Annotated in this window: 21 protein-coding genes and 2 pseudogenes; 17 read left to right on the plus strand and 6 right to left on the minus strand. The window is 46.2% G+C overall.

All coding sequences use genetic code 11. The features are described from left to right. Positions 1–201 precede the first annotated feature (201 nt). The 6 genes from A6E01_RS03725 to A6E01_RS03750 all read left to right on the plus strand — a co-directional run bounded on the left by A6E01_RS03725 (position 202) and on the right by A6E01_RS03750 (position 6,839). A complete protein-coding gene (locus A6E01_RS03725; RefSeq protein ID WP_065209597.1) occupies positions 202–1,506 on the plus strand; it encodes an isochorismate synthase in 1,305 nt (434 codons plus the stop codon). Beyond that, on the plus strand, positions 1,503–3,206 hold the full coding sequence (gene menD, locus A6E01_RS03730; protein ID WP_065209598.1) for a 2-succinyl-5-enolpyruvyl-6-hydroxy-3-cyclohexene-1-carboxylic-acid synthase: 1,704 nt from the start codon (positions 1,503–1,505) through the stop codon (positions 3,204–3,206). Before A6E01_RS03725 ends, menD begins: the two co-directional genes overlap by 4 nt. Positions 3,207–3,212: 6 nt before the next feature. After that, entirely contained in the window at positions 3,213–4,022 is an 810-nt protein-coding gene (gene menH / locus A6E01_RS03735) for a 2-succinyl-6-hydroxy-2,4-cyclohexadiene-1-carboxylate synthase (protein WP_237334492.1), read from the plus strand. A 49-nt stretch (positions 4,023–4,071) separates the two neighbouring features. After that, complete coding sequence (gene menC / locus A6E01_RS03740; RefSeq protein ID WP_065209599.1) at positions 4,072–5,067, plus strand: o-succinylbenzoate synthase; 996 nt, start codon at positions 4,072–4,074, stop codon at positions 5,065–5,067. A 4-nt stretch (positions 5,068–5,071) separates the two neighbouring features. Continuing rightward, entirely contained in the window at positions 5,072–6,505 is a 1,434-nt protein-coding gene (menE, locus tag A6E01_RS03745) for an o-succinylbenzoate--CoA ligase (RefSeq protein ID WP_017027476.1), read from the plus strand. A 133-nt stretch (positions 6,506–6,638) separates the two neighbouring features. Beyond that, positions 6,639–6,839 carry a hypothetical protein gene (locus A6E01_RS03750; RefSeq protein ID WP_017027478.1) on the plus strand — a complete coding sequence of 67 codons (201 nt, stop codon included), beginning with the start codon at positions 6,639–6,641 and terminating at the stop codon, positions 6,837–6,839. Positions 6,840–6,865: 26 nt separating this feature from the next. Here the strand turns inward: A6E01_RS03750 and A6E01_RS03755 are convergent, their stop codons facing one another. Continuing rightward, complete coding sequence (locus A6E01_RS03755) at positions 6,866–7,789, minus strand: YeiH family protein (RefSeq protein ID WP_017027479.1); 924 nt, start codon at positions 7,787–7,789, stop codon at positions 6,866–6,868. A gap of 243 nt (positions 7,790–8,032) precedes the next feature. Here A6E01_RS03755 and A6E01_RS21680 point away from each other — a divergent pair. The 4 genes and pseudogenes from A6E01_RS21680 to A6E01_RS20875 all read left to right on the plus strand — a co-directional run. After that, positions 8,033–8,414, plus strand: a pseudogene (locus tag A6E01_RS21680) (Tim44 domain-containing protein); the annotation flags it as partial. Positions 8,415–8,458: 44 nt separating this feature from the next. Beyond that, a pseudogene (locus A6E01_RS21685) lies at positions 8,459–8,908 on the plus strand (Tim44 domain-containing protein); the annotation flags it as partial. Between the two features lie 367 nt (positions 8,909–9,275). Further along, positions 9,276–9,521 carry a GlsB/YeaQ/YmgE family stress response membrane protein gene (locus A6E01_RS03765; RefSeq protein ID WP_017027481.1) on the plus strand — a complete coding sequence of 82 codons (246 nt, stop codon included), beginning with the start codon at positions 9,276–9,278 and terminating at the stop codon, positions 9,519–9,521. Positions 9,522–9,612: 91 nt separating this feature from the next. Next, positions 9,613–9,906, plus strand: coding sequence for a YkgJ family cysteine cluster protein (locus A6E01_RS20875; protein ID WP_082961334.1), 294 nt, complete (start codon positions 9,613–9,615; stop codon positions 9,904–9,906). A gap of 59 nt (positions 9,907–9,965) precedes the next feature. Here A6E01_RS20875 and pta read toward each other — a convergent pair whose 3' ends face one another. Together pta and A6E01_RS03775 are read right to left on the minus strand one after the other, a co-directional pair. Then, a complete protein-coding gene (gene pta / locus A6E01_RS03770; protein ID WP_017027483.1) occupies positions 9,966–12,098 on the minus strand; it encodes a phosphate acetyltransferase in 2,133 nt (710 codons plus the stop codon). A 94-nt stretch (positions 12,099–12,192) separates the two neighbouring features. After that, the gene (locus A6E01_RS03775; RefSeq protein WP_017027484.1) at positions 12,193–13,389 is read right to left on the minus strand and encodes an acetate kinase; all 1,197 of its coding nucleotides are present in this window, start codon (positions 13,387–13,389) and stop codon (positions 12,193–12,195) included. Between the two features lie 330 nt (positions 13,390–13,719). On the opposite strand from A6E01_RS03775, the gene yfbV reads away from it, so the two are divergent. From yfbV to malZ, 5 genes are all read left to right on the plus strand, one after another. Continuing rightward, the gene (gene yfbV, locus A6E01_RS03780) at positions 13,720–14,172 is read left to right on the plus strand and encodes a terminus macrodomain insulation protein YfbV (protein ID WP_026012921.1); all 453 of its coding nucleotides are present in this window, start codon (positions 13,720–13,722) and stop codon (positions 14,170–14,172) included. A gap of 314 nt (positions 14,173–14,486) precedes the next feature. Beyond that, the gene (locus A6E01_RS03785; RefSeq protein ID WP_017031097.1) at positions 14,487–15,452 is read left to right on the plus strand and encodes an ABC transporter substrate-binding protein; all 966 of its coding nucleotides are present in this window, start codon (positions 14,487–14,489) and stop codon (positions 15,450–15,452) included. Positions 15,453–15,517: 65 nt separating this feature from the next. Beyond that, positions 15,518–16,435, plus strand: coding sequence for an ABC transporter permease (locus tag A6E01_RS03790; protein WP_017027487.1), 918 nt, complete (start codon positions 15,518–15,520; stop codon positions 16,433–16,435). After that, the gene (locus tag A6E01_RS03795; RefSeq protein ID WP_017027488.1) at positions 16,432–17,226 is read left to right on the plus strand and encodes an ABC transporter ATP-binding protein; all 795 of its coding nucleotides are present in this window, start codon (positions 16,432–16,434) and stop codon (positions 17,224–17,226) included. The genes A6E01_RS03790 and A6E01_RS03795 overlap by 4 nt, the downstream gene beginning before the upstream one ends. A gap of 123 nt (positions 17,227–17,349) precedes the next feature. After that, positions 17,350–19,191, plus strand: a complete 1,842-nt coding sequence (gene malZ / locus A6E01_RS03800; protein WP_017027489.1) for a maltodextrin glucosidase — start codon at positions 17,350–17,352, stop codon at positions 19,189–19,191. A gap of 197 nt (positions 19,192–19,388) precedes the next feature. Here malZ and dusC read toward each other — a convergent pair whose 3' ends face one another. Then, positions 19,389–20,345: a tRNA dihydrouridine(16) synthase DusC gene (gene dusC, locus A6E01_RS03805; protein WP_017027977.1), complete on the minus strand. Its 957-nt coding sequence runs from the start codon at positions 20,343–20,345 to the stop codon at positions 19,389–19,391. Between the two features lie 143 nt (positions 20,346–20,488). Here dusC and A6E01_RS03810 point away from each other — a divergent pair, with 143 nt between their 5' ends. Continuing rightward, positions 20,489–21,091, plus strand: a complete 603-nt coding sequence (locus tag A6E01_RS03810) for a YecA family protein (protein WP_017027978.1) — start codon at positions 20,489–20,491, stop codon at positions 21,089–21,091. Between the two features lie 38 nt (positions 21,092–21,129). Here A6E01_RS03810 and dsbB read toward each other — a convergent pair whose 3' ends face one another. Continuing rightward, positions 21,130–21,651 carry a disulfide bond formation protein DsbB gene (gene dsbB, locus A6E01_RS03815; protein WP_017027979.1) on the minus strand — a complete coding sequence of 174 codons (522 nt, stop codon included), beginning with the start codon at positions 21,649–21,651 and terminating at the stop codon, positions 21,130–21,132. A gap of 141 nt (positions 21,652–21,792) precedes the next feature. Then, complete coding sequence (gene nhaB, locus A6E01_RS03820; protein WP_017027980.1) at positions 21,793–23,388, minus strand: Na(+)/H(+) antiporter NhaB; 1,596 nt, start codon at positions 23,386–23,388, stop codon at positions 21,793–21,795. Positions 23,389–24,024: 636 nt separating this feature from the next. Here nhaB and fadR point away from each other — a divergent pair. After that, positions 24,025–24,864, plus strand: a complete 840-nt coding sequence (gene fadR / locus A6E01_RS03825) for a fatty acid metabolism transcriptional regulator FadR (RefSeq protein ID WP_017027981.1) — start codon at positions 24,025–24,027, stop codon at positions 24,862–24,864. The last annotated feature ends 170 nt before the right edge of the window (positions 24,865–25,034 follow it).

Below are 25,034 nucleotides of genomic sequence, written 5' to 3' on the forward strand. Positions count from 1 at the left end.
AATAGTGTCAAATTACACCAAATTGGTAATTTTGAGTAGAAAAATCTGTACCCAAACCATTGAGTTACGCCCATTTCAGAGCTTAAATTTATGTTTGCTCTACAATTGTAGTTGTCCTGCTTGATTTGGCTAATCAGTCGCCCTAGAGTATGCGCATGAACAGGGTAAATCTTAAGAGAAAATAGAGAGTTAGAGGTCACATTGTCTCATCTTGCAAATGCTATTAAACAGCTCGCCCAACAAGTTGAATCCGCACCGAGAGATGTCTGCCGTGTAGAGGTGGCCATTGAAGAGTTGTGCGCCGATTCTGTTCTGCCATGGATGGGAAACCAATCTCTGTTTCCAAAATTTTATTGGCAGTCTCGTGATACCACCGAAGAAGTGGTCGCATTGGGTCAGGCTAGAACGTTTAACGAGATCAACCCCGCCTACTCGGTACTCAATCAGGATCAGAGAATTTGGGGGGGATATGCCTTCCCTTATAAAGAAAATAAAGGACGTTGTCTGAGTTCATTCTTCTTTTTGCCTCATATTGAACTCGTCCGAAGAAAACAGGATTGGTTTTTAGCGGCTAACCTGATGGAAGATAGAGATGCGGTGCGCCGTGCTGTCTATCGTCTCAATGGCGATACGATGTCGCTTTCTGAGCACATGCCAGCAGTTACTGACGTCTTACATACCCCAAATAAAGAATTATGGAATGATAATGTCGAACTGGCATTAGAGACTATCCATAACAGTGATTTGAAAAAAGTGGTTTTGGCTCGCCAAACCACCATCAAGTTGGATTCTGTGCTGCAGGGCATCGAACTATTAGCCTTGAGTCGTAAACAAAACCGTCACAGTTTTCACTTTCTATTCCAGCTAGAAGAAGGCCATTCGTTTATTGGTTCGACGCCCGAGCGATTATACAGTCGTCGTGGTCAACTGATTGAAACCGAGGCACTCGCCGGCACCATTGGTCGACACAGCAACCCAGCGCAAGATCTGCAGTTGGCGAATTGGCTGATTAATGACAAAAAGAATCTGCAAGAGAATCAATATGTGGTGGATGATATTGTCGAAAGCTTGGCACCCTTTTGCTCAAATATTGAGGTAGAGGGTGAAGCTCGTTTGGTTCGCCTTCGTCGTGTTCAACATCTAAAACGCCATATACAAGCAGAGCTAACCAAGCACGCAGACAGAGGAAGACTTCTGCAAGCTCTGCAGCCGACAGCAGCCGTCGCAGGATTACCTAGAAGTCTAGCCTTGGAGTTTATTGAATGTCATGAGCCATTCTCACGAGCTTGGTATAGTGGCTCGGTAGGCTATATTAGCGAGCAAAGTGCAGAGTTTTGTGTGGCTATTCGTAGTGCTCTAGTGCAAGAGGATAACCTGCATTTGTTTGCGGGTGCTGGCATCGTTCCTGGCTCGCAAGCTGAACATGAGTGGCAAGAATTAGATAAGAAAATGTCGACGCTTCTTAGCCTCATTACCGAGCAAAGTGTATTGGAACAGGCTTCATGAGTCGGCTGTCCCTTGATGGCTTATCTCAAGCACAAGTAAACCGGGTTTGGTCGGCAGTTTTACTTGAAGAAGCGACCCGCTTTGGCGCCAAGCATGTGTGCATTGCGCCAGGTTCGCGCTCCACACCGCTAGCCTTAGAGTCCATCCAACAAGACAATCTCACTCTGCATACTCATTTTGATGAGCGCGGCTTAGGCTATTTTGCATTGGGCCTTGCTAAGGCAACTCAAACCCCGGTTGTTGTTATTGTCACCTCAGGAACGGCGGTTGCTAACTTACTACCTGCGGTTGTAGAGGCAAACCTTACCGGCGAAAAACTGATAATAATGACCGCAGATAGGCCAATCGAATTAGTTGGGGTCGGCGCGAACCAAGCGATTGTTCAACAAGGCTTATTCTCAACTCATGTCGTTTCTGCGTTAAACCTGCCAAGTCCAAGCGCTTCGGTAAATGTGCGTTGGTTACTTTCTCAGTTTGATGAAGCGCTGTATACACAGCGAGAGAAGGGCGGGCCTGTACACATTAATTGCCCGTTTCCTGAACCTCTCTATGTAGAAGATTGCCCTTCGTTGTCACAGATAAAAGATCTGCCTGTGAATTGGCTCAACTCCCGTGAAACCTTTGTGCAAAAAGAACAGGGTACTCGCTCTAATGCCTTTGTGGAGTTTCTGGATGCTCACAAAGACCACAATGGATTAATCATTGTTGGCCGACTGCCTTATGAGCAGTCACTGAAGGTCAAACAACTGGCTCAGCAGTTAGGTTGGCCGCTGTTGTGCGATCCTCAATCAGGTATTAGCTCTGAGTGGCAAGGCTATGATGTATGGCTTCATAATGACACGGCAAAAGCTCATTTAGCACAATGTGATTTGGTTATTCAATTTGGCGCTCGGCTAGTGTCAAAGCGCTTGTTGGCGTTTTTAAAGCAGCGGGTTCTGCAGCCGGACTTTACGGCGTATGCATTGCTCAGCGATGAGGCGGGTTCTTTAAACCCAGATTATTTGCCAATGCAGCGATTTTCAGCGCAATGGCATATGGATAAACCTCTTTCTTCGCAAAGCCAGAATTGGGCTGACGAATTGACATCCTACTCTGAGCAGGTTGCCAGCCAGGCTCGTAAGCTATGCCGTAGCGACATTACCGAACTAGAGATAGCGCATCGACTCTCTGAGATCACTGATGGCTATCAACTGTTCCTTGGTAACAGCCTTGGCGTACGCCTTGTTGATATGGTTTCTCAAAACTTAAATGTCGAAGCCTATTCAAATAGAGGAGCTTCAGGGATTGATGGCATTATTGCCACTAGCGCGGGAGTGGTGGCAGGCTCAAGCAAGCCAACTCTAACGTTTATTGGCGATACCTCACTACTGCATGACCTAAATTCTCTGTCATTGATAGCGGATAAGGGCTGTATCGTATTGGCACTGAACAATGATGGCGGCGCTATCTTTGATATGTTGCCCGTGGATGAAAACCACAAGCAGCGCTTGTATCAGATGCCTCATGGCTATCAATTCAAACACGCTGCACACCAGTTTGGTATGCTCTTTGAGCAACCTAAAACCTGGCATGAGCTAGAGCAAGTTGTTGCAGATTTCGATGCCTCTGGCTCTCGCTCTGTGCTGATTGAGGTCATCACTCCACCTAATGAGGCCTCCAATCATATAAAAGCGCTAGTTACTGCTTGCAAAGGGCACTGATTGCCCTTGTCTAATAAAACGTCGTCATTATCCCCTCTTAAGGCTGTAACAAGCACACCGACGGTACGCCTAGTCTTTGTACATGGTTTTTTGGGAAGCAGTGCTGATTGGAAGCCTGTAGCTCAATATCTTCCGGATAGTGTTGATGTGTATGCCTTAGACCTTCCCGGACACGGCAGCGCTAAGCAGATACGTCCTAAAGATTTCAAGGGTTTCGTCGATGATATAAAGGGACAGCTACGATTCCTGCCTGACGACGGAATTCCTTTGTTCTTAGTAGGGTATTCCCTTGGAGCGAGATTGCTGATGCATTTGGTTGCCGAGCTTGATGCCGATGAATGTTCCATTGCCGGATTTGTGATCGAGGGCGGAAACTTTGGCCTGCAACAAGAGTCAGAGTTAGAGTCCCGATGGGAAAATGATTGCCGCTGGATTGCTCGTTTTAGAGAGCACCCCCTCAATGAAGTGCTCAATGATTGGTATCAGCAAGGCGTATTTTCGTCACTGACTTTTGAGCAAAGAAAGGGATTGATTGAAGAGCGCTTAAACAACAATGGCAAGGCATTGGCTGAGGTAATGTCGGCGACTTCGCTGGCTAAACAAGACGACTTATTACCATCACTGCAAAGCTCAAAGCATAATATCTACTATATTGCAGGAGAGAATGACGAGAAGTTTTGTCGGTTGTATGAGTCTAGCAAGGTTGATTATGAAGTAGTTTCGGGGGCCGGACACAATGCTCATAAGGATCAACCTAGCAAATATGCCAAAAAATTGACTCAGCTCTTATCCCTTAGAGACACAGACTCGTTATGATGCCCCCCGATTGGTGCTTCCACCAATGTTGGCTTAGGAAACAATAATTATGAGAAAAGCTAATTTGTACCGTTATCAGTTAGAGATGGATAGCGGTGTTATATTGCGTGAACAACGATTGACCCAACGAGAAGGTTGGGTTGTAGAACTATTTGAAGATGGCCGTGTTGGCCATGGTGAAGTTGCCCCCCTAGTTGGATTTAGCCATGAAAGCATGGACCAAGCGTTTGTCGAGGTTGTTGCTAGGCTTGAAAAGTGGATTGCAGGTGAGCCCCTAAATAGCACCTGTCAGTACCCTTCTGTAGCATTCGGTTTATCTATGGCCGAATATGAATTGAAAGGCTTGCTGGGTGAAGAGGGAAACTATCAAGCGGCACCATTGTGCAATGGCGACCCTGACGACTTGATCCCAGCGCTTGATGCGATGCAGGGTGACAAGGTGGCTAAGATCAAAGTGGGCCTGTATGAGCCTATTCGTGATGGAATGTTGGTCAGCCTGTTTCTGGAATCAGTGCCTGATTTACAACTTAGGCTTGATGCCAACCGAGCTTGGGATTTGAATAAAGCAAAGCTGTTTGCAAAAAAAATCAAACCATCACAGCGCTCGCGCATTCAGTACATTGAAGAGCCCTGCCGTGCTCCTGGAGATAGCTTAACCTTCGCTATTGAAACCGGTATTGCTATTGGTTGGGATGAGACACTGCAAAACGGTGTAATGAACCCAGATTTCCATTTGGAGTCTTTAACCGGTGCGAAAGCCATTGTGATCAAGCCAATGCTGATTGGCAATATTGAGCGTTGCATTCAGTTGATTGAAAAGGCGCAAGCTGCAGGTCTAATGGCAGTGGTCAGCTCAAGTATCGAATCGAGCTTAGGGCTCGATCAGTTGGCTCGCTTTGCTCATCAATTTACGCCAATGACCACACCGGGTTTAGATACCTTACAACTGTTTAAAGAGCAGCTTCATACGCCGTGGCCCGGCAGTGAACTGCCAGTGAGAAGTCTTAGCTCTCAAACCCTAGTTTGGCACCAGAGCGCGGAATAGCCTTTTGTTAGCGCCCAACTTTGAACTTTGCTCACCTCTTTCCTATTGGAGCAGATCGCCTGATGGGGAAGGGGGAGGAAAGCCAACTACTGTAAATACGCCTTCACTACAAACCGCCTCTCATAACTATGCTTGGGATCAGTTAGCAGGCTATGTTGTCAGTGTTCAAAAGCAGTTTTTTTCTCAAGGCCTAGAAAGCGGCGATGTATTATTGGTTGTGACTGCTCACAGTTCTTTTGAGTGCTTAATGGTTTATCTAGCCGCTTTGGAAAGTGGCATCATTGTGGCTTTTGTACCAGTTCTTCCTCATACGGAACTGATGAAACGAAGTGCAATACTAAGCAGTTCGGCATGCTTTATCTGTCCTTCTATCGAAGATCACTCCATTGCGCTTCCAAACACCCTCGTTATTGATTTCTCTGAACCGACAGATATGAAGAAACCGCGTTACGGTGAATTTTGTTCATCTAACATTGCGAGTTTGATTTTTACTTCTGGCTCGACGGGTGATCCCAAGGCTGTAGCGCATACGGCGCAGAGCCACCTTGCTTCTGCTCGCGGGTTAAAAGACGAATTTGGTTTTGATCACACCAGTACTTGGCTTCTATCTTTGCCTCTTTTTCATGTCTCTGGTCTTGCCATAGTGTGGCGATGGCTACTGAGCGGTTGTTGTCTGCGCTTGAAACAAGGAAAAGGATTGGTTCTTGATGGGGTGACTCATACCTCGATGGTGCCAACGCAATTGCTGAGGGTGCTAGAAGAAAACAAAAACATTGAGCTGGAGCGGGTGTTGCTTGGCGGAGCCATCATACCGCACCAGTTGGCGAGTTTAGCTAAGGAGCGAGGAGTTGATACTTGGGCAGGCTACGGCCTTACTGAGATGGCGTCCACGGTGACAGCTAAGCGTGTGGATGAGAATGATACAACAGGCAAAGTCCTCCCTCATCGACAACTTAAGGTGCAGGACCAACGAATATTTGTTCGTGGAGAGACTTTAGCCGCAGGGTACTGGCGAAAGGGCAAACTGTATCCGCTTTTGTTAATTGATGGCTGGTTTGATACCAAGGACCTTGGGCAGTGGTGCAATGACGAGTTAGTGATCCTTGGGCGAGCGGACAACCAGTTTATTTCTGGAGGTGAGAACGTCCATTGTGAAGAGATAGAGAGAGTATTGCTTAAGCACCCCCGTGTCCAACAAGCCTTTATTGTGCCTGTTGCGGATAGGGTCTTCGGGCATCGACCTGTTGCCGCTCTATCACTTGACGGAACAGAGCTAAGCGCTTCCTTCAAGCTTGAACTTAATACGTTGTGCCAATCTCACTTGCAGGGCTTTAAACGTCCAATCGCGTATCACACCATACCCGCTCAATTGCTTGGGCAAGGCATTAAGGTCTCTCGGGCACAATTGAGAGACTGGCTTCTTCGCACACGGCAATAATCACCACTTAACATCATTTTGTTATGACTTAGAGCAAAAGGTGATTTTTTAATCTCCTCGCATGGCGTCATAATTCTATTTCAGTAACTAAGGAATCGAAGGAAGAACCTCCCTTCGCTAAATGGAATGAATTATGTATGTACTGTGGGCTCTAGTGGCTTTATCCCTTGCTATCGCACTCTTCACTAATGGTCTTGTCGGCTCAATCGCTGTGGCAATAGGCTTCGTTTTAGTGCTCAGTATTGCTATCAAGTTTGGTCGTACTAATGCCCAAAAAAGCAGTCATCGTATGTTGTCTCGTGTTAAACCGAGCCACTATGACAAGGTGCTTTAGCTTAAAATCAGCTTAAAACCGAATAGTTAGTAAAGTAACCAGACCAACGTACCAATAGAAATTGCCAGCCATAGCCCTACACCGAATAATAAGGGTTTGAGCCCTGCCTCTTTGACTTGCTCCAACGAGATTGCAGAACCAATCAAGAATAAACATGCGACCAGTGTTTGCTTAGCGACAGAGAAGGTCATCTGATAAAGGGTCTCAAACTGAGGCAAAAGATCACTGACCACCACCGCTGCAATGTACAGAAATATAAAGGTTGGGATTTGTAGCTTCTGTTTTCCTTTTCCAAAGTACCATGCACTGCCAAGAGCGACAGGGATGATCCACAATGCGCGAGCAAGTTTCAGGGTGGTTGCGGTTCTTAGCGCTTCTTCGCCGTATGCGCCAGCAGCACCCACAACCGATGAGGTATCGTGAATAGCAATGGCAGCCCAAACCCCGAAGGTGTGCTGATCTAGATTCAGAGCATGACCAATGACAGGAAATACGAACAGCGCCACGGAATTAAGAACAAAGACCACTGCGAGCGCTAAGCCAGTTTGATTGGCATTGGCATTGATTGCAGGCGAGACTGCGGCAATAGCACTGCCACCACAAATAGCGGTACCACTAGAGATGAGGTAGCCCGTTTTCTTATCTAGGCCTATCTTGATAGCGATCCAGGTGCCCAGTATCAGCGTAACAAAGATAGTGGTAACGATAAGGCCGATCCCGCTGGAGGTTGCTTTAAACGCTTCAGAAAGGGAAATCCCAAAACCGAGTCCAATAATTGAATAGCTCAGCAGCTTTTTGGTCCACTTGGCAAGAGGAACATTGGTTGGAACCCAACCGAGCTGTGAGAGAATTAATCCTAAAACGAGGGCTGAAGGAGATTGCAACCACGGAGTGAAGCAAAGGACTAACACCACGAAAAATGGAATATGGGACTTAGAGAACTGCTGCATGGATTCGATGTCTTGGAAATTCAGTCCTTTATGATAACGAGCGCCACTAAATTTCGCGAATTTATGTGCTTTTTAGTACTCAAAGTTCTATACAAAATAACGTATATTCCATGTGGTGATTAAAAAGAGTGTGATCCAGTGCGATATTGCAATAAACTTTAACAACTCAATGTCGAAACTAAGTTCAAATATTGAACTCTAATAGGTAATATTGAGCGGATTCTTAAAAACAAAAGAGAGAATATGAAACGCATTTTTTCGATTATGGCTGTATTGCTAGTATCAGTTTCTATGGTGTACGCACCGGTTTCTGAAGCTAAGCGATTTGGCGGCGGTAAGTCTTTCGGTAAGAGCTTTAAAACAGCACCTGCACCAAAGGCTCAACCTACAAACACTAATTCACTGAACAACAAGGGCACACAAACTTCTCGCAAGGGTGGTTTAATGGGTGGCTTGATGGGAGGACTACTAGCAGGCGGTCTTCTTGCTGCGTTCTTTGGTGGAGCATTTGAAGGTATCCAGTTTATGGATATCTTGATCATGGGTTTGATTGCATTCTTTGCATTTAAATTCTTGCGAGGCATGCTGGGCTCGAAAGCCGGTAGCATGAATCAGCAACGCGCGGCTTACTCAAACGGCCCACAAGGCAACACTCAGTTCAGACAGGAAGCAGAGCCTCAACCGTTCTCGCAGCCTGCTCCAGGTACTGGATTTGGTAGCACTGCGCAATCTGATGTGCCACACAACTACCCGCCGGGTTTCGACCATGCAGCGTTTGTGAACGGCTCACGTGAGCACTACCGCATCCTTCAGGGCGCATGGAACCATAATGAGCTTGAGACGATTCGTGAATATGTATCGGCAAGTTTGTTCGACGACCTGAAATCTGAGCGAGCTTCACTGCAAGGTGAGCAACACACTGATGTGATGTTTGTGGATGCTGAAATTGTTCGTGCAGACTACGATGCTAGCAAGGCACAACTTAGCCTGCAGTTCTCTGGCCGTTACCGCGACACCATTGAAGGCGTGGAAGAAGATATCAACGATATCTGGCACCTTGAGCGTGACCTGACAGAGCAAAACGCACCTTGGTTGATTGTTGGTATTCAAGCTAACTAATTCCACTGGCGTTAACGTGTTTTCAAAGGCCTGAGCTATGCTCAGGCTTTTTTTTCGTCTGGATATAGGGGTTGTTCCATTAGGCTAGTGGATGTCAGTGATTGGCTCGGCGTGCGCTAAGATTCCAGCTCAAGGCTGGAATGACGTAAATAGTGGGGCTGGAATGACGGAATTATTTAGGCTGGAATGGCGAAAGCAAGAGGGCAGTATGACGCCTTTAACTCCCGTTGCACCACTTCGTCATGCTGGAAGCCACAAGGTGGCTATCCAGCCTCTTCGATCCGAACACACTTCAAATCTTACCTATTTTCCATCCCGCCAATCCTCAACTAACCTTACAGTCTGATTACATCAAGAGGGTATCCACATGATGGGCTTTATTCTGTTTTTGTTGATAGGTGCGCTAGCGGGGTGGCTGGCGGGCAACTTTATGAAGGGCGGCGGCTTTGGTTTGGTCGGTAATATTGTGGTCGGTATTCTTGGCGCAATCTTCGGTGGTGTTATCTTTAAGATCTTGGGCTTGACCGCTGGTGGCCTAGTGGGGTCTTTGGTGATGTCTACTGTAGGTGCGGTGTTGCTACTGTACATTGTTGGTTTAGTGAAAAAGGCTTAAAGGGCCTTTAGTGCGCCTGCATCGGCAGAACATTTCGATATCACGGTGTAATTGACGTATGATGCGGCAAGATTTTTAGAAGTAGAGTGCCATGGATACTATCCCAGTTAAGCAAGAGTCTGAGCCCGAAGTCAGTTGTAATACTTGTCGCGCTTGTTGCTGTCGATTAGAAGTAATGATCATTACCGATACAGGCGTCCCTGAAGAGCACATAGCAAGGGATAAGTGGGGAGGGGAGACCATGCTTCGTCTAGATGACGGATGGTGCTCCGCGGTGGATAGAGAGACCATGATGTGCACGATATATGAAAACCGCCCATGGATTTGCCGCGAATTCGAGATGGGTTCGTATGAGTGTCGCAACGAATGGCAATCGAGAGATTAGCTTCCAATAAAAAGGGTCGGTATAAACCGACCCTTTTTCATTTCAGCAAACAGTAAAAATTACTGAGTTGCTTGAATTGCTGTTAGAGCAACAGTGTAAACGATGTCGTCTACTAGTGCGCCGCGAGACAAGTCATTTACTGGCTTACGCATGCCCTGAAGCATTGGACCAATAGAGACTAGGTCTGCTGAACGCTGTACCGCTTTGTAAGTTGTGTTACCAGTGTTTAGGTCTGGGAATACAAATACAGTCGCTTTACCCGCTACAGGAGAGTTAGGTGCTTTAGAAGCCGCTACGTTCTCCATGATTGCAGCATCGTACTGTAGAGGGCCGTCGATCACTAGATCAGGACGCTTCTCTTGAGCAAGCTTAGTTGCTTCACGTACTTTATCTACGTCTGCACCTTTACCTGACTCGCCAGTAGAGTAAGAAATCATTGCAACGCGTGGGTCGATACCAAATGCAGATGCAGAATCAGCAGATTGGATAGCGATCTCAGCCAGTTGCTCAGCTGTTGGATCTGGGTTGATTGCACAGTCACCGTATACCAATACTTGATCAGGCAGAAGCATGAAGAAGATTGAAGAAACGATAGACGCATCAGGTGCAGTCTTGATGATTTGGAACGGAGGAACGATAGTGTTTGCTGTGGTGTGAACCGCACCAGAAACTAGACCGTCTACTTCGCCTGCTTCCAACATCATAGTGCCAAGGAATACTGAGTCTTGTAGCTTCTCACGAGCAACAACTTCAGTCATGCCTTTCTTAGAGCGAAGCTCTACTAGGCGTGCAACGTAGTTTTCACGTACTGCTTCAGAGTCGATGATCTCAACGCCAGCGCCAAGCTCAACACCTTGTTGTGCTGCAACGCGACGGATTTCTTCTGGGTTACCAAGAAGTACACAAGTTGCGATACCGCGCTCAGCACAGATAGAAGCAGCTTTAACGGTACGTGGCTCATCACCTTCAGGAAGAACGATACGCTTGTTAGCACGACGAGCATATTCTGTTAGCTGGTAACGGAATGCTGGTGGGCTTAGGCGACGAGATGCAACAACACCTTCAGTTAGAGAGTCGATCCATGGGCCGTCGATGTGGCTTGCAACGTGTTCGTTAACGAACTCGATACGCTCTTTATCGTCTGCAGGTACTTCAACGCTGAAGCTTTGCAGGTTAAGAGACGTCTGCCAAGTGTTACCTTGCGCCTTGAAGATAGGTAGGCCAGTATCGAATGCTGGCTTACATAGACCTTGAATTTCTTTCGGGATGTCGTAACCGCCCGTCAGAAGTACAGCACCAATTTCAACACCGTTCATTGCTGCAAGAGCTGCTGCTACGATTACGTCTGGACGGTCTGCTGAAGTTACCAGTAGAGAACCTGGTTTGAAGTGCTCGATCATGTTTGGTAGAGAGCGTGCACAGAAAGTGATGCTCTTAATACGACGGCTAGAGATTTCACCTTCGTTGATGATATCTGCATTAAGGTGCTTAGCCATGTCGATAGCACGAGTCGCGATAAGCTCAACACTCCAAGGCACGCAACCTAGTACGCGTACTGGGCTAGTGTTGAAGATTTCCATCGCTTGGATGTTTGCTTGATGCGCTGCATCTGAATCGTCAAAGATTTCAGATAGGTCAGGACGAGTACGACCTGCTTCATCTACTGGAGCGTTAAGTTTGTTGATGATAACGCCAGAGATGTTTTTGTTTTTCTTGCCACCGAAGTTAGATACTGCAACTTCGATACGCTCTTTAAGCTGAGATGGATTGTACGTGCCAGGGGTTGCAACGAATACGATCTCTGCGCCAAGAGTCTTAGCAATTTCTTCGTTTACTTGGTTTGCAAACGGGTGCTTACGAGTTGGAACAAGACCTTCAATCAGGGTCACGTCTGCATCGTTAATTTGGTTGAAACGCTCAACGATTGTTTCTAGTAGTACATCCATTTGCTCGTTACGGATAAGCGCTTGCGCTTCATCCATAGGAGTTGGAGTACCGATTTTGATATCGTTTGCTGATTCAAGAATGGTAGACGTTAGGTCAGGTTGGCTGCCACCAGTACGTGGCTGAGCGATAGGTTTGTAAAACGAAACGTTTACACCCTTGCGCTCCATTGCGCGGATAACACCCATGCTAACACTAGTAAGACCAACACCAGCGCTAATTGGGACAAGCATAATGGTACGAGACATAGTCTGAAGACCTCGAAATGTAATAAAAAGTCACAGCTGGGGGACAGCTGAACCAAAACTAAACGGGTGAGGAAGACCTCACCCGTTTAAAAGATTAAAGAGCAGCTAGACGAGCTGTGTCTTCTGCAATAACTAGCTCTTCGTTAGTAGAGATAACCATTGCTGGGATACGGCTGTCAGCAGAAGTGATAGTACCTTCGCCACCGAAGCGAGCTTTAAGGTTTGCTTCACCATCTACTTCGATGCCGAAGATGCCTAGGCGGTTAAGAACCATTTCACGGATTGGAGCAGAGTTTTCGCCGATACCACCAGTGAAAGTGATTGCGTCTAGACGACCATCTAGAGTTGCAGTGTAACCCGCAACGTACTTAGCTAGACGGTGACAGAACACGTCCATAGCACGAGTTGCTTCTTCTTTCTCGCCGTAGTTGTCTTCAACGAAACGACAGTCAGAAGTCACTTCAGTTAGACCTTGTAGACCAGACTCTTTAGTTAGCATAGTGTTGATTTGATCAACAGTGTAGCCTAGAGAGTCGTGCAGGTGGAAGATGATCGCAGGGTCAATGTCACCACAACGAGTACCCATTACTAGACCTTCAAGAGGAGTAAGACCCATAGAAGTATCTACAGATTGACCATTCTTAACAGCACACACAGAAGCGCCGTTACCTAGGTGACAGTTGATGATATTCACTTCTTCAACTGGCTTGTTTAGTAGGCCTGCAACTTCACGAGTGATGAATAGGTGAGAAGTACCGTGCATGCCGTAACGACGGATGCCGTGCTCTTTGTACAGGTTGTACGGTAGAGCGTATAGGTAAGACTCAGAAGGCATTGTTTGGTGGAACGCAGTGTCAAATACAGCAACGTTCTTTAGCTCAGGGAAGTTGTGCTTCGCTGCTTCAATACCAATGATGTGAGCTGGGTTGTGAAGAGGTGCGAAAGTCGCAGAATCTTGAATACCCTTAAGAACTTCATCAGTGATAAGTGCAGATTGAGTGAACTGCTCGCCACCGTGAACGATACGATGACCGATCGCGCCTAGGTTTTCTTTAAGTTCAGGCTTAGAAGCAAGAATAGTTTCTACCATGAATGCTAGTGCTTCTTCGTGAGCTGCGCCGTCGCCTAATTGAGCTTCGTGCTTACCGTCAAGTTTCCACTTGATACGAGCTTCAGGAAGGTGCAGACACTCTGCAAGGCCTGTTAGGTGCTCTGCTCCTGATTCTGCGTCAACAACAGCAAATTTAAGAGAAGAACTACCGCAGTTTAAAACTAAAACTAGCTTGGACATGTTTGTTTACCTGTATTTCATCTGATTATTCAGAAAGAATGAATTTAGTCTTCAAGAGTAGTCGAGTTTCAGTGTTGAAAGACTACTCTGTTTTTAATTGCAACAATTTCCCTTTGTTGACCGTATATACCTTTCAAGATACGTTTTTCAATCCTTGCTAACACGCCTTGCTCTCGCCTAATATGTAGTTAGGCATGATGCTATGGACGAGACGCTGACAAGGATAGCGATATTAGGCAAATATAACAAAAAAAATTGAAATTTCTTTATCTTTTATCAATTTTTTGTGGTTATTTTTTAAATCTTCAACTTTTTTTTAGCGGTTTGGGTATGGTTGAGAAAGTCGGAATGCTTCACAGATTAAAAGACGGTCAGACGTACATGGATCTTTGGCCCATGCGAAAAGAGCTTTCGCCAATGTTTCCTGAGCATCGCATTATTACAGCCACTCGATTTGGCGTAAGAGTCATGCCTGCAGTCGCAGCTATTAGCGTATTAACACAATTGACCTTCCAAAATGGCTCAGGACTATCGCAAGCGATCATCGTTGCTCTGTTTGCGATTAGTTTGCCGGTTCAAGGTTTTTGGTGGCTTGGGACTCGCTCTAATACGCAACTGCCTCCAGCACTTGCCAACTGGTATCGAGAGATCCACCAAAAGATCTTAGATTCCGGGGCGGCGCTCGAACCACCCAAAGCAAAACCTCGTTACAAAGAGTTAGCTCAGCTATTGAATCGTGCATTTAGGCAACTCGATAAAAACGTATTAGAGCGCTGGTTCTAAATACTCTCTCTTTCTAAACGGCTTTTTCTTCCCTAGTAGAGTGTGCTTTTTGATGAAGTGCGCTCACCTCGTTTCATATCCTTTTCCTCAAATCGCTTTTTTCTGTGACATTTTCTTAACATTTCCACAAATAAGAGAGCTAAGTCACTTTGTTGGCTTTTGTTTTCTAACTCTTACTGGTAATAATAGATGTCTAGAGTGCTCTGTTTTGATTAAAGAAACATCGAATTAACGGTTATTTGATGCTTGTTTGTTCATTATAGCCTCTAAAAGGACATTTAATTCAGCTCTATCTGCTGATTCAAGGAGTGAAAATGAAGACAAATAAGATGATTGCCACCGCATGTTTAGTCGGTGCTGCGCTTCTATCTAGTACCAGTGTTATGGCAAAAACAGCTAAAGTGGCGGTCTCTCAGATTGTTGAACACCCGGCATTAGACGCAACGCGACAAGGCCTGCTCGATGGTCTAAAAGCGAAAGGGTATGAAGAAGGTAAGAACCTTGAGTTCGACTATAAAACCGCTCAAGGTAACCCAGCCATCGCGGTGCAGATTGCTCGCCAGTTTGTGGGTGAAAATCCTGATGTCTTAGTGGGCATTGCGACACCAACCGCTCAAGCGCTGGCGTCTGCGACTCGCTCCATTCCTATTGTATTTACCGCAGTGACTGATCCGGTAGGGGCAAAGCTTGTTCCGCATTTAGATAAACCTGGCAAGAATGTAACGGGTCTTTCAGATCTATCTCCTGTGGCTCAGCACGTCCAGCTAATCCAAGAAATATTGCCTGATGTACAAACCATTGGTGTGGTGTACAACCCAGGCGAAGCTAACGCAGTAAGCCTAGTTCAACTGTTAAAAGCGGCGGCAAAAGAACAAGGCTTAACAGTTATCGAGTCTACAGCTCTGAAGAGTGCGGATGTGTTGTCTGCAACTCAAGCTATTGTTGCAGAAGCTGATGTTATCTATGCACCAACGGATAATACGGTCGCAAGTGCCATTGAGGGCATGATTGTCGCAGCTAACCAAGCCAATAAACCCGTATTTGGCGGAGCAACGTCTTACGTTGAGAAGGGCGCAATTGCTAGCTTAGGTTTTGATTACTACCAAGTTGGTGTGCAAACTGCCGATTATGTTGCAGCAATTCTAGATGGCAAAGAGCCTGGCTCACTAGATGTAAAGATTGCCGAAGGATCTGATATTGCAATCAGCGAAACGGCAGCTAAAAAACTAGGCATTAGCATTCCTCAATCTGTTGTAGCTCGAGCTACCCAAGTTAAATAAGTAAGTAGCCAGCCTCAGGGCTGGCTTTTCCACTTTGTGGAGCTTAGAGCAGCGAAGGAGTATGTATGTCTGCTTTTGCATTTTTTGGGGCACTTGAACTTGGGCTGGTGTACGGCCTTGTTGCATTAGGTGTTTATCTTACCTTTCGCGTTTTAGATTTCCCCGATCTGAGCGTAGATGGTTCTTTTCCTATGGGCGCTGCGGTCGCAGCCACCGCGATAGTAGCGGGTATCAACCCTTGGCTGGCGACAGGAATGGCCATAGTCGCGGGTTCTATGACCGGCTGGGTAACGGCTTTTCTTGCGGTACGTTGCGGCATTTTACATTTGCTTGCTTCCATTCTTACCATGATTGCCGCCTTCTCAATCAATATCCGCATTATGGGTAGACCTAACGTAGCCTTGCTGGGTGAAGAGACTATTCTTACCCCGTTTGAGAGTATCGGCGATCCTATGCTGATTCGCCCTCTAGTGGTGGGCGTTCTCGTTCTTGTTGCTGCCATGTTTATTATCCGACTGCTGAATAGTGATTTTGGTCTTGGCCTTAGAGCGACAGGCGTAAACGCACGCATGGTCCGAGCGCAAGGTGGAAGTACGTCTTTCTATACCTACTTTGGACTAGCTTTGTCTAACGGCTTTGTCGGCTTTGCGGGCGCACTATTTGCGCAAACCAATAGCTTTGCTGATGTGACATCTGGAGTGGGAACCATAGTCGTGGGCTTAGCGGCGGTGATTTTGGGGCAAACTCTTATCCCAGGGCGAAGAATCTGGGTAGCGGTAACAGCCGTTATTGTTGGTTCGGTCTTGTATCGTTTGGCGGTCGCTTTTGCGTTAAGTTCGGGCATGTTTGGTTTGCAAGCATCCGATCTTAACTTGGTGACGGCTGTTTTGGTTGCGGTGGCATTGATTGCGCCGAAGATGAAGGCGAAATACAAAGCGAAACAAAAACTGCAACAAGCGCGCACTAATAAGGAGGTGGCATGATTGAATTAAGTAATATCCAAGTCACCTTTAATCCTGGCACTATTTTGGAAAACCGAGCTTTGCGCGGAGTCGACCTTGTCGTGCCTGAGCATGAGTTTTTGACTGTTATTGGCTCAAATGGCGCAGGGAAGTCAACCCTGCTCGGGGCGGTAACCGGTGAAACGCCTATGGTAGGAGGCAGCGTTGTTATCGATGGTATTGATGTCACGCGGCGTCCGGTGCACCAAAGAGCAAGTCTATGCGCTCGAGTATTCCAAGACCCTTTAGCGGGCACGTGTGGCGACCTTACGATTGAAGAGAATATGGCTCTAGCCTATCGCCGAGGACACCGACGTGGTTGGAGCTTAGCTTTATCGAGCAAGCGCAGAAAACTATTTCAAGATCGTATCGCTATATTAGGATTGGGGTTAGAAGATAGGCTTGGCGATAGCATTGGCCTTCTCTCTGGCGGCCAACGTCAAGCGGTAAGCCTGGTTATGGCCACTCTATCAGGCAGTAAACTTCTATTGCTGGATGAGCACACCGCAGCGCTTGATCCTCGCATGGCCGCTTTCGTCATAGATCTAACCAAGAAGGTAGTGAAAGAGTTCGACCTCACCGCGATGATGGTAACCCACTCAATGAAGGATGCTTTGGCTTGTGGTGATCGTACGGTAATGCTGCACCAAGGTGAGATTGTGTTGGATGTCGCGGGCGAGCAACGAGCTAATATGGGCGTTCCAGATTTACTGGATATGTTCAGTAAAGTTCGCGGTGAAGAGCTTACTGATGATGGGTTGTTACTCAGTTAGCCGATAACTCTACGCTATTATCTCTACAAAGCGTGATCTCCCCTTGATATGCGGTGGATCGCGCTTTTTTATCCCTGAATAATTCACTAATTTGTGGGCAAATCGTTCCGTTTCGGAGTTTGTATGCAAAGCCCATTTCTGTTTCATCCTCAATCGAGTGATAGTCTTACCTTTGATGGTACTCATTTAACCGCAACACTGTTTGTTGAACCTATTGATGGCATACAGCAAGTCGTCATCAGGCATGAGCCGGACAATGAGCAGTTTTATATCCCAATGTCTCAAATTAAAGATGCTTCTAAGGGACGACTGCAGGTATGGCAGGCTCGCTTTCCTATTAATGAAGATAGAGAGGTCTCTCACTATGTGTTCAAGGTACAGACCAATACGGCTCAGTATTGGTTAGATGCGCGCGGTGTTTCTAACCGTATTCCACCAAAGGAAGTTCATTTCAAATACAACGCTCAGCATCGCCCTGCGGATTGGGTTCAGAGTCAGGTTTTCTATCAGGTATTCCCAGATCGCTTTTGCAATGGCAACCCAGACATTGGCGTTTCCAGTGGAGAGTACAGCATCAAACAAGGAACGGTTGCTGCGATTGAATCTGAATGGGGCACGCCCATCAACAATGATGAATCAATGTCCGTTCAGTTCTTCAATGGCGACATTGCAGGCATTTACTCTAAGTTGGATTATTTGCAGGATTTGGGCGTAACAACCCTGTATCTCAACCCTGTATTTAGCTCTCTTAGTAACCATAAATACGATACGACAGACTATTTTAATGTTGATCCGCACATTGGCGACAATGAACAGCTCGCTGAGCTATGCCAAGAGGTTCATCGCCGTGGTATGAGGATAGTGCTGGATGCGGTATTCAATCATACCTCTGCTGAACACCCTTGGTTTGATAGAAGCGGCAAGGGCACCGACGGGGCGTACCATAACCTTGACTCCAAATATCGAGATTATTACTTCTTTGATGGGCAATCACAAAACTACGAGGGATGGAACGGCGTTCAAAACCTGCCAGTACTTAACTTCGAGCACCCAGAAGTGCGCGATTATATTTATGACTCCGACTCCGCAGTCATAAAGCATTGGCTACGTCCTCCGTACAGTATTGATGGCTGGCGCTTTGACGTGATTCACATGTTAGGCGAGGGCAAGGGCGCCTACAACAATGCGCACTATGTCAAAGCATTTCGTGATGCCACCAAACAAGAAAACAGCGAGGCGCTAGTGCTCGGTGAGCACTTCTTTGAAGCCACCTCATGGCTGCAAGGAGACCAAGAAGATGGCGCAATGAACTACTATGGGTTTGCTCATCCCGTGCGCGCATTTTTCGCCAACCAAGATATCGCTTATGACCCTATTTCTTTATCTAGTAGTGAGTTTCAGCAATGGTTACTAGAAGCAAAAGCTAAGGTTCCTTGGCATAATCAGTTGGCACAATTGAACCAGCTAGACAGCCACGATACTGCGCGCTTTATTACCTTGTTGAAGGGTGATGAGGATAAAATGCGCCAAGCAGGTCTGCTCTTGATGACGTACATCGGTGTGCCGTGCCTTTATTATGGTACCGAGGTAGGCCTTGAGGGTGAGAACGATCCCGACAACCGACGCACCTTCCCGTGGGAGCGTGTTGAGCATTCGCAGTGGGTACCATTCTTCAAGAAAATGCTGGCATTGAGGCACAAGTACAAGGCGCTACAAAGTGGTGATCTGCACTTCTTTGAAAGCCAAAATGAGCAACTAGCTTTTGCACGAAGCTTTGGTGATGAACAGCTGGTAGCGTTATTCAATAACAGTGATAAGCCAAGCGAGTTCCGTGTGCCAGTGTGGCAATTAGGATTAGAGAGCGGTTCAGCCGAAAGTGTGCTTTCAGAAGAACATGTATCCATTGAAAAGGGTGAGCTTGTGGTGACCTTAAGTGGTAAAGGCTGCGACCTAATCAAGCTATAACTATTTGAATGAAATAAAGAAAACGACCTTTAATATGTATGGAATTAAAGGTCGTTAAAAGAATCTCAGTTCTAGAACCTAGAACCTAGAACCTAGAACCCAGAACCCAGAACCCAGAACCTAGAACCCAGAACCTAGAACCTAGAACCCAGAACCCAGAACCTAGAACCTAGAACCCAGAACCCAGACTCTTAGCCTCAAGCACTGGCTAGCAACTCTTGGTGATAGCGCTGAATGTATTCCACGATAGGTTCGGCCTTGTTATAGGTGCGTATGCTATGGAACAGCTCTTTCGCCTCAGGGTATTGCTGGCGAAGATACGAAAACCATTGTTTTACACGATTCGGGTAATACAGCCCTTTATCGCCTTTCATCTCATATTCTGAGTATCTTAATAGCAGGGATACTACTTCATTCCACGGCATAACGGTTTGGTTGTGCTTAACCACATTGCCAAGGTTTGGCACGTTGAACGCACCGCGACACACCATGAGAGAATCAATGCCTGTGGTCTCAATGCAGCGTTGCCCGTCTTGGTAATTCCAGATTTCTCCGTTGGCTATCAGTGGCATCTTGGTGTGTTGACGAATCTTATTGAGATAATCCCAGCGGATCTGATCGGCGCGATAACCGCCTTCCTTGGTGCGTGCGTGTACGGTTAACTCACTGGCACCAGCATTTTCTACGGCGTCTACGATTTCAAAGCAATCTTCTGGGTTTTCCCAGCCAAGACGGATCTTTGCGGTCACAGGGATCTCGCTTGGCACGGCCTCACGACACGCGTTGATGATCTGATACATGAGCTCAGGCTCTTTTAACAGAACCGCGCCACCCTTGCTCTTATTAACGAGGCGAGCAGGGCAACCAAAGTTCAGGTCGATCCCCGCAGCGCCAAGAGTAACGGCTTTGTGAGCATTTTCTGCCATCCACTGCGGATGTTGACCCAGAAGCTGCAAGTGTACAGGCGTTCCAGACTTTGTCTTGGAGCCTTGCAGGAGCTCAGGGCAAAGCTTGTAGAATGAACGGTCTGGCAATAATTGGTCGCTGACGCGCACAAACTCAGTGACACATAGGTCAAAGTCGTTGATGTCAGTGAGGATTTCTCGCATTAAGTGGTCGAGAACGCCCTCCATAGGGCCAAGTACGAGACGCATTTTATTCTACCTTTGTTTGCAGGAGGGCGGATTTTAGTGGGTTTTGAGCAAAATGTCACCGACAAAGTTTTCTGGCAACTGGCACTGTAGCAGCCTAGGCCATTTTCACTCATACTAGAGGAAATTTTTAGAGAGTAGATATCATGAGTGATTTGATTGGCTTACCTGAGAGTGTTCAAGAGAGTAGTTATTTTTGGGAAGGCGCTATTTTAGCTGCTAACTTGACAGTGAAGCCACTAGAGCCAGAAATGTGGGCTTCAGAGTTGTGTGGTGATGAGTTTGAGGAAGCAAAGCCGACGATCATTGAACATATCAATGCCCAATACGGCAAACTCAAAGCCAACCAATACTCAGTGCTTGAGCTAACGAATAATGATTCTGAACACCTTGCTGATTTAGCCGAAGGTTTTCTAGCGATATGGCCCATTGTTGAGCAAGAGTGGCAGTCTACAGAGGTTGCTGACGGCACGGCAAGAATGCTATCGGCCTTGCTAACGACACTATCGCTATTGGTTGATGAAGAACAAACCCATCAGCAGATGAAAGAGGCAGGCTATGAAGAGCTGCCCCAAATTAACGATCTTCAGCCACAGCTTGATTTGATGGTTAATGAGGTCGCACAAGCGGCCGATGAGCTTATGGTGGGCAATAAGAGCCAAACACTCAATCCATTCAAGGGTGTGGGGCGCAATGACTCTTGTCCTTGCGGCAGTGGTAAGAAATTTAAGAAGTGTTGCGGTTCTTAAAACCTAGAACCTAGAACCTAGGTCCTAGGCTGTCGATTCTAGGTCCTAGATTTTAACCCAACCAACTGAAGCAGTGTAAATACAATAGAAACACCTAAGCTCGCGCCAAAAATAATCACCAACCACTGTGGCATTGAGAGTTCAAAAAACTGCCAGACGATTTTGCTGCAATCACCAGAAGGCTCGAACATCCAAGGTACCCATTTATCTAGCGGTGCCCAGCTTGGAAAGTTGACAAAGATATCGCAGGTTTTAAACGGTGATGGGTGAAATTGATAGTCTACGTGTTCAAGAGATAGCATGAGCCCCTTGTAACTAGACGCAATCCAGCCCACTAATCCTAGGCCACGAACGATGGGGTTTTGCGGTTTGCATAAGCCAACTGCGGCAGCAACGGCAATGCCCATCATAGCCACGCGTTCATAGATGCACATAACACAGGGAGCGAGTAGCATCACGTGTTGAAAGTAAAGAGCACACAGCTCAAAGGCGATCATGGCAAGTAGCAGAAGTAGCCACGACAGGCGTGAGCGAGAGAATTGATACAGGTTCTCGAACATGAATTGATTTCCTTATATGCACATCTTCCATGCGCAAAAAAGCCGGCGATAGCTGTTGATCACGCCGGCTGATAACAGTCTGTTAGTTTTACCCGTTTAAAGCAGGCAAATCAATAGACTACATACAATCCTATTGGTTCCCTAATGATGCCCAGCAGAGCTAGAAGCCTCGACGGCTTGCATCGGTGCATCAGATACCCAACCAAAGTCATAGAACATTGCGGTGACAGGTTCTAAGAAGAACATGATACCAATCAATCCCACAACCGCTAGTACGATGGTATATGGGAAAGCCATAATAACCATACGGCCATAAGAAAGACGAATCAGTGGTGCCAATGTTGATGTTAGTAGGAATAGGAAGGCTGCTTGACCGTTTGGCGTTGCTACCGATGGCAGGTTTGTACCTGTGTTGATGGCAACAGCGAGTAGATCAAATTGCTCACGACTAATGACGCCTTGTAGCAATGCATCTTTCACTTCGTTGATGTACACCGTGCCGACAAACACGTTGTCAGAGACCATGGAAAGCATACCGTTAGCAATATAGAACAGAGCCAATTGCGTGCCTTGGTCTTCCACCGCAAGTACCGCATCGATAATAGGGGCAAATAGGTCTTGTTCAATAATCACCGCAACGATGGCAAAGAAAACAGCAAGTAGGGCGGTGAAGGGCAGAGCCTCTTCAAACGCTTTACCCATAGAGTGCTCTTCGATAACGCCGGTAAACGCGGTCGCTAGAATGATGACGGATAAGCCAACTAGACCCACAGCGGCAACGTGTAATGCTAGGCCTGCGATAAGCCAAACCGCGATTGCACCTTGTATCCATAGTTTTGCGACATCTTGCTTAGTACGACGCTTTTTCTCTTCTTGGTTGTAGTCTTCCAGTATTTGGCGAACATGAACCGGTAACTCAGAGCCGTAACCGAAAACCTTTAGCTTTTCGACAGCAACCGTGGTTAGCAGGCCCATTACCAATACAGGTAGGGTAACGGGTAGCATGCGCATGATGAACTCACCAAACAACCAGCCGGCTTGATCGGCAATAATTAGGTTTTGAGGCTCGCCTACCATGGTCATTACACCACCTAGCGCAGTACCAACACCGGCATGCATTAGCAATGAGCGTAGGAATGCTCGGTATTCATCAAGGTCATCACGAGTCAGTTCAGTTAAATGCCCATCTTGGGTGTGATCATGATTGCTTGCGTGGCCCTGACCCGAAACAACCTTGTGATAGATTGAATAAAAACCCACAGCAACACTGATAACAACAGCAATAACCGTTAGAGCGTCGAGAAATGCCGATAGAAATGCCGATGCAGCACAAAATGCGAGAGACAGCATCGCCTTAGAGCGAATACCTAGCAATATCTTGGTAAAGATATACAGCAGAAGTTGTTTCATGAAGTAGATACCGGCAACCATAAAGATCAACAGTAATAGCACTTCTATGTTAGCCACCAGTTCATGCTTCACCATTTCAGGGCTAGCCATGCCTATGGCAATCGCTTCTATTGCGAGCAGACCGCCGGGCTGTAGCGGATAGCACTTAAGTGCCATAGCCAGTGTGAAAATAAATTCCACCACTAGTAGCCAACCCGCCAAGAAGGGGTCTACAAAGAAAAAAACCAATGGGTTAATAATCAAAAACGCAACAATGGCCACCTTGTACCAATCAGGGGCCTTGCCAAGAAAGTTCTTGATGAAGGCGTTTCCTAGGCTTAAAGGCATAATGCTTCTCTCTATAAGTATTGAAATCTTGTTGAGTAGGGCAAATTGCGCTTCATCCCAGGTCAATTAGATTCCAGCAAATGGATAAGCTTAAGATATAAAATTTTGCTGTGGGATGGAGTACGTATATTTGCGAGTAGAGAGCCCCAGTTTTACTGGTAACATCTCGTAACACTCATTTTATCGGCGCATCTTTACTCGTATTAGGGTATTAGTCAAATTTATAGTGTGATTTAGATCTTGTTTGCAATAAATACAGCCAAAAATACCCATTTATATAACTCTACTTTGTTGTAGGTGGCCATTTGGTTATATCAGGTGCGTTTATTTGTATGAGAAATAGTTTACGGGATTAACTTGTTGTTTTTTATTGTTTTATTTTTTTATTTAGCATAGGAAATTATTTTTCAAACATCGATATATCTTATTTCATATTTTAGCTCATGTGATTTTCAATCAGCATTTACCTGAACATCGGTTTTTACTGTTTTTTTGATTTTTATGGGATGGTATTTAGTTAAAAGCAATGGGTTTAGGTCGAAGCTCACAAGTTATTTTGCACTGATTTTTGTAATTCAGAATTAGGTGGTATGATGAGTAATATTTGAATGAAATTTGAGTTGGAATATCCAATCTATGGTTATTAAGGCAAAAAGCCCAGCAGGCTTTGCAGAAAAGTACATTATTGAAAGCATTTGGAACGGTCGCTTTGCACCAGGTTCCATCCTACCCGCTGAGCGTGAGCTATCTGAACTCATTGGTGTGACTAGAACGACGTTAAGAGAAGTTTTACAACGACTTGCACGTGACGGTTGGTTAACTATCCAGCACGGCAAGCCGACTAAGGTAAATCAGTTTATGGAGACCTCTGGTTTGCATATCCTTGATACACTGATGACGCTAGATGCGGATAACGCAACCAGCATTGTTGAAGACCTATTGGCAGCAAGAACCAACATCAGCCCTATCTTTATGCGCTATGCATTTAAGGTAAACAAAGAGCAATCTGAAGAAACCATTAAGCGCGTTATCGAGTCTTGTGAGGCTTTGATGAAGGCGGATTCGTTTGCAAGCTTTATGGAAACCTTCCCTTATGCAGACAAAATTGCGCAAAACGTAAAAGAAGATAACGAGAAAGATGAGCTGAAACGCAACGAGATCTTGATTGCGAAGACGTTCAACTACTACGACTATATGTTGTTCCAGCATTTGGCGTTCCATTCAGGAAACCAAATCTACGGTTTGATTTTCAATGGCCTGAAGAAGCTCTACGATCGTGTGGGCGCGTTCTATTTCTCAAGCCCAGCTTCGCGCGAGTTAGCATTGAACTTCTATAAAGACTTGCTAGCAATTTGCGAAGAAGGAAGACGAGATCGCTTACCTGGCGTTGTTCGTCAATACGGTATCGAAAGTGGTCTGAACTGGAATGAAATGAAGGTGAGTTTGCCGACAAACTTTACTGAAGACGACAGTTAAAGCTTAAACTTAGATACTTTACGAAGCCTCGCATTTGCGGGGCTTTTTGTTATCCGGGCGACAGGATGAGTATGACGATCTACTGATGCTTTGCGTAGTGGTTCGAAAGATTTGGCGATAACAATCGGTCTGTTTGATAGCTTAACTAGATTAACTTTATGAGTTGCGAG

It is taken from the genome of Vibrio breoganii, assembly GCF_001677275.1.
Taxonomy (GTDB): Bacteria; Pseudomonadota; Gammaproteobacteria; order Enterobacterales; family Vibrionaceae; genus Vibrio; species Vibrio breoganii.

What these genes read in the sequence shown, in the direction of transcription:
- menD (WP_065209598.1), top strand. Translation starts at nt 1,503, where the DNA reads ATGAGTCGGCTGTCCCTTGATGGCTTATCTCAAGCACAAGTAAACCGG.
- menC (WP_065209599.1), top strand. Translation starts at nt 4,072, where the DNA reads ATGAGAAAAGCTAATTTGTACCGTTATCAGTTAGAGATGGATAGCGGT.
- A6E01_RS03750 (WP_017027478.1), top strand. Translation starts at nt 6,639, where the DNA reads ATGTATGTACTGTGGGCTCTAGTGGCTTTATCCCTTGCTATCGCACTC.
- A6E01_RS03755 (WP_017027479.1), bottom strand. Translation starts at nt 7,789, where the DNA reads ATGCAGCAGTTCTCTAAGTCCCATATTCCATTTTTCGTGGTGTTAGTC.
- A6E01_RS03765 (WP_017027481.1), top strand. Translation starts at nt 9,276, where the DNA reads ATGATGGGCTTTATTCTGTTTTTGTTGATAGGTGCGCTAGCGGGGTGG.
- A6E01_RS20875 (WP_082961334.1), top strand. Translation starts at nt 9,613, where the DNA reads ATGGATACTATCCCAGTTAAGCAAGAGTCTGAGCCCGAAGTCAGTTGT.
- pta (WP_017027483.1), bottom strand. Translation starts at nt 12,098, where the DNA reads ATGTCTCGTACCATTATGCTTGTCCCAATTAGCGCTGGTGTTGGTCTT.
- A6E01_RS03775 (WP_017027484.1), bottom strand. Translation starts at nt 13,389, where the DNA reads ATGTCCAAGCTAGTTTTAGTTTTAAACTGCGGTAGTTCTTCTCTTAAA.
- yfbV (WP_026012921.1), top strand. Translation starts at nt 13,720, where the DNA reads ATGGTTGAGAAAGTCGGAATGCTTCACAGATTAAAAGACGGTCAGACG.
- A6E01_RS03785 (WP_017031097.1), top strand. Translation starts at nt 14,487, where the DNA reads ATGAAGACAAATAAGATGATTGCCACCGCATGTTTAGTCGGTGCTGCG.
- A6E01_RS03790 (WP_017027487.1), top strand. Translation starts at nt 15,518, where the DNA reads ATGTCTGCTTTTGCATTTTTTGGGGCACTTGAACTTGGGCTGGTGTAC.
- A6E01_RS03795 (WP_017027488.1), top strand. Translation starts at nt 16,432, where the DNA reads ATGATTGAATTAAGTAATATCCAAGTCACCTTTAATCCTGGCACTATT.
- malZ (WP_017027489.1), top strand. Translation starts at nt 17,350, where the DNA reads ATGCAAAGCCCATTTCTGTTTCATCCTCAATCGAGTGATAGTCTTACC.
- dusC (WP_017027977.1), bottom strand. Translation starts at nt 20,345, where the DNA reads ATGCGTCTCGTACTTGGCCCTATGGAGGGCGTTCTCGACCACTTAATG.
- A6E01_RS03810 (WP_017027978.1), top strand. Translation starts at nt 20,489, where the DNA reads ATGAGTGATTTGATTGGCTTACCTGAGAGTGTTCAAGAGAGTAGTTAT.
- dsbB (WP_017027979.1), bottom strand. Translation starts at nt 21,651, where the DNA reads ATGTTCGAGAACCTGTATCAATTCTCTCGCTCACGCCTGTCGTGGCTA.
- nhaB (WP_017027980.1), bottom strand. Translation starts at nt 23,388, where the DNA reads ATGCCTTTAAGCCTAGGAAACGCCTTCATCAAGAACTTTCTTGGCAAG.
- fadR (WP_017027981.1), top strand. Translation starts at nt 24,025, where the DNA reads ATGGTTATTAAGGCAAAAAGCCCAGCAGGCTTTGCAGAAAAGTACATT.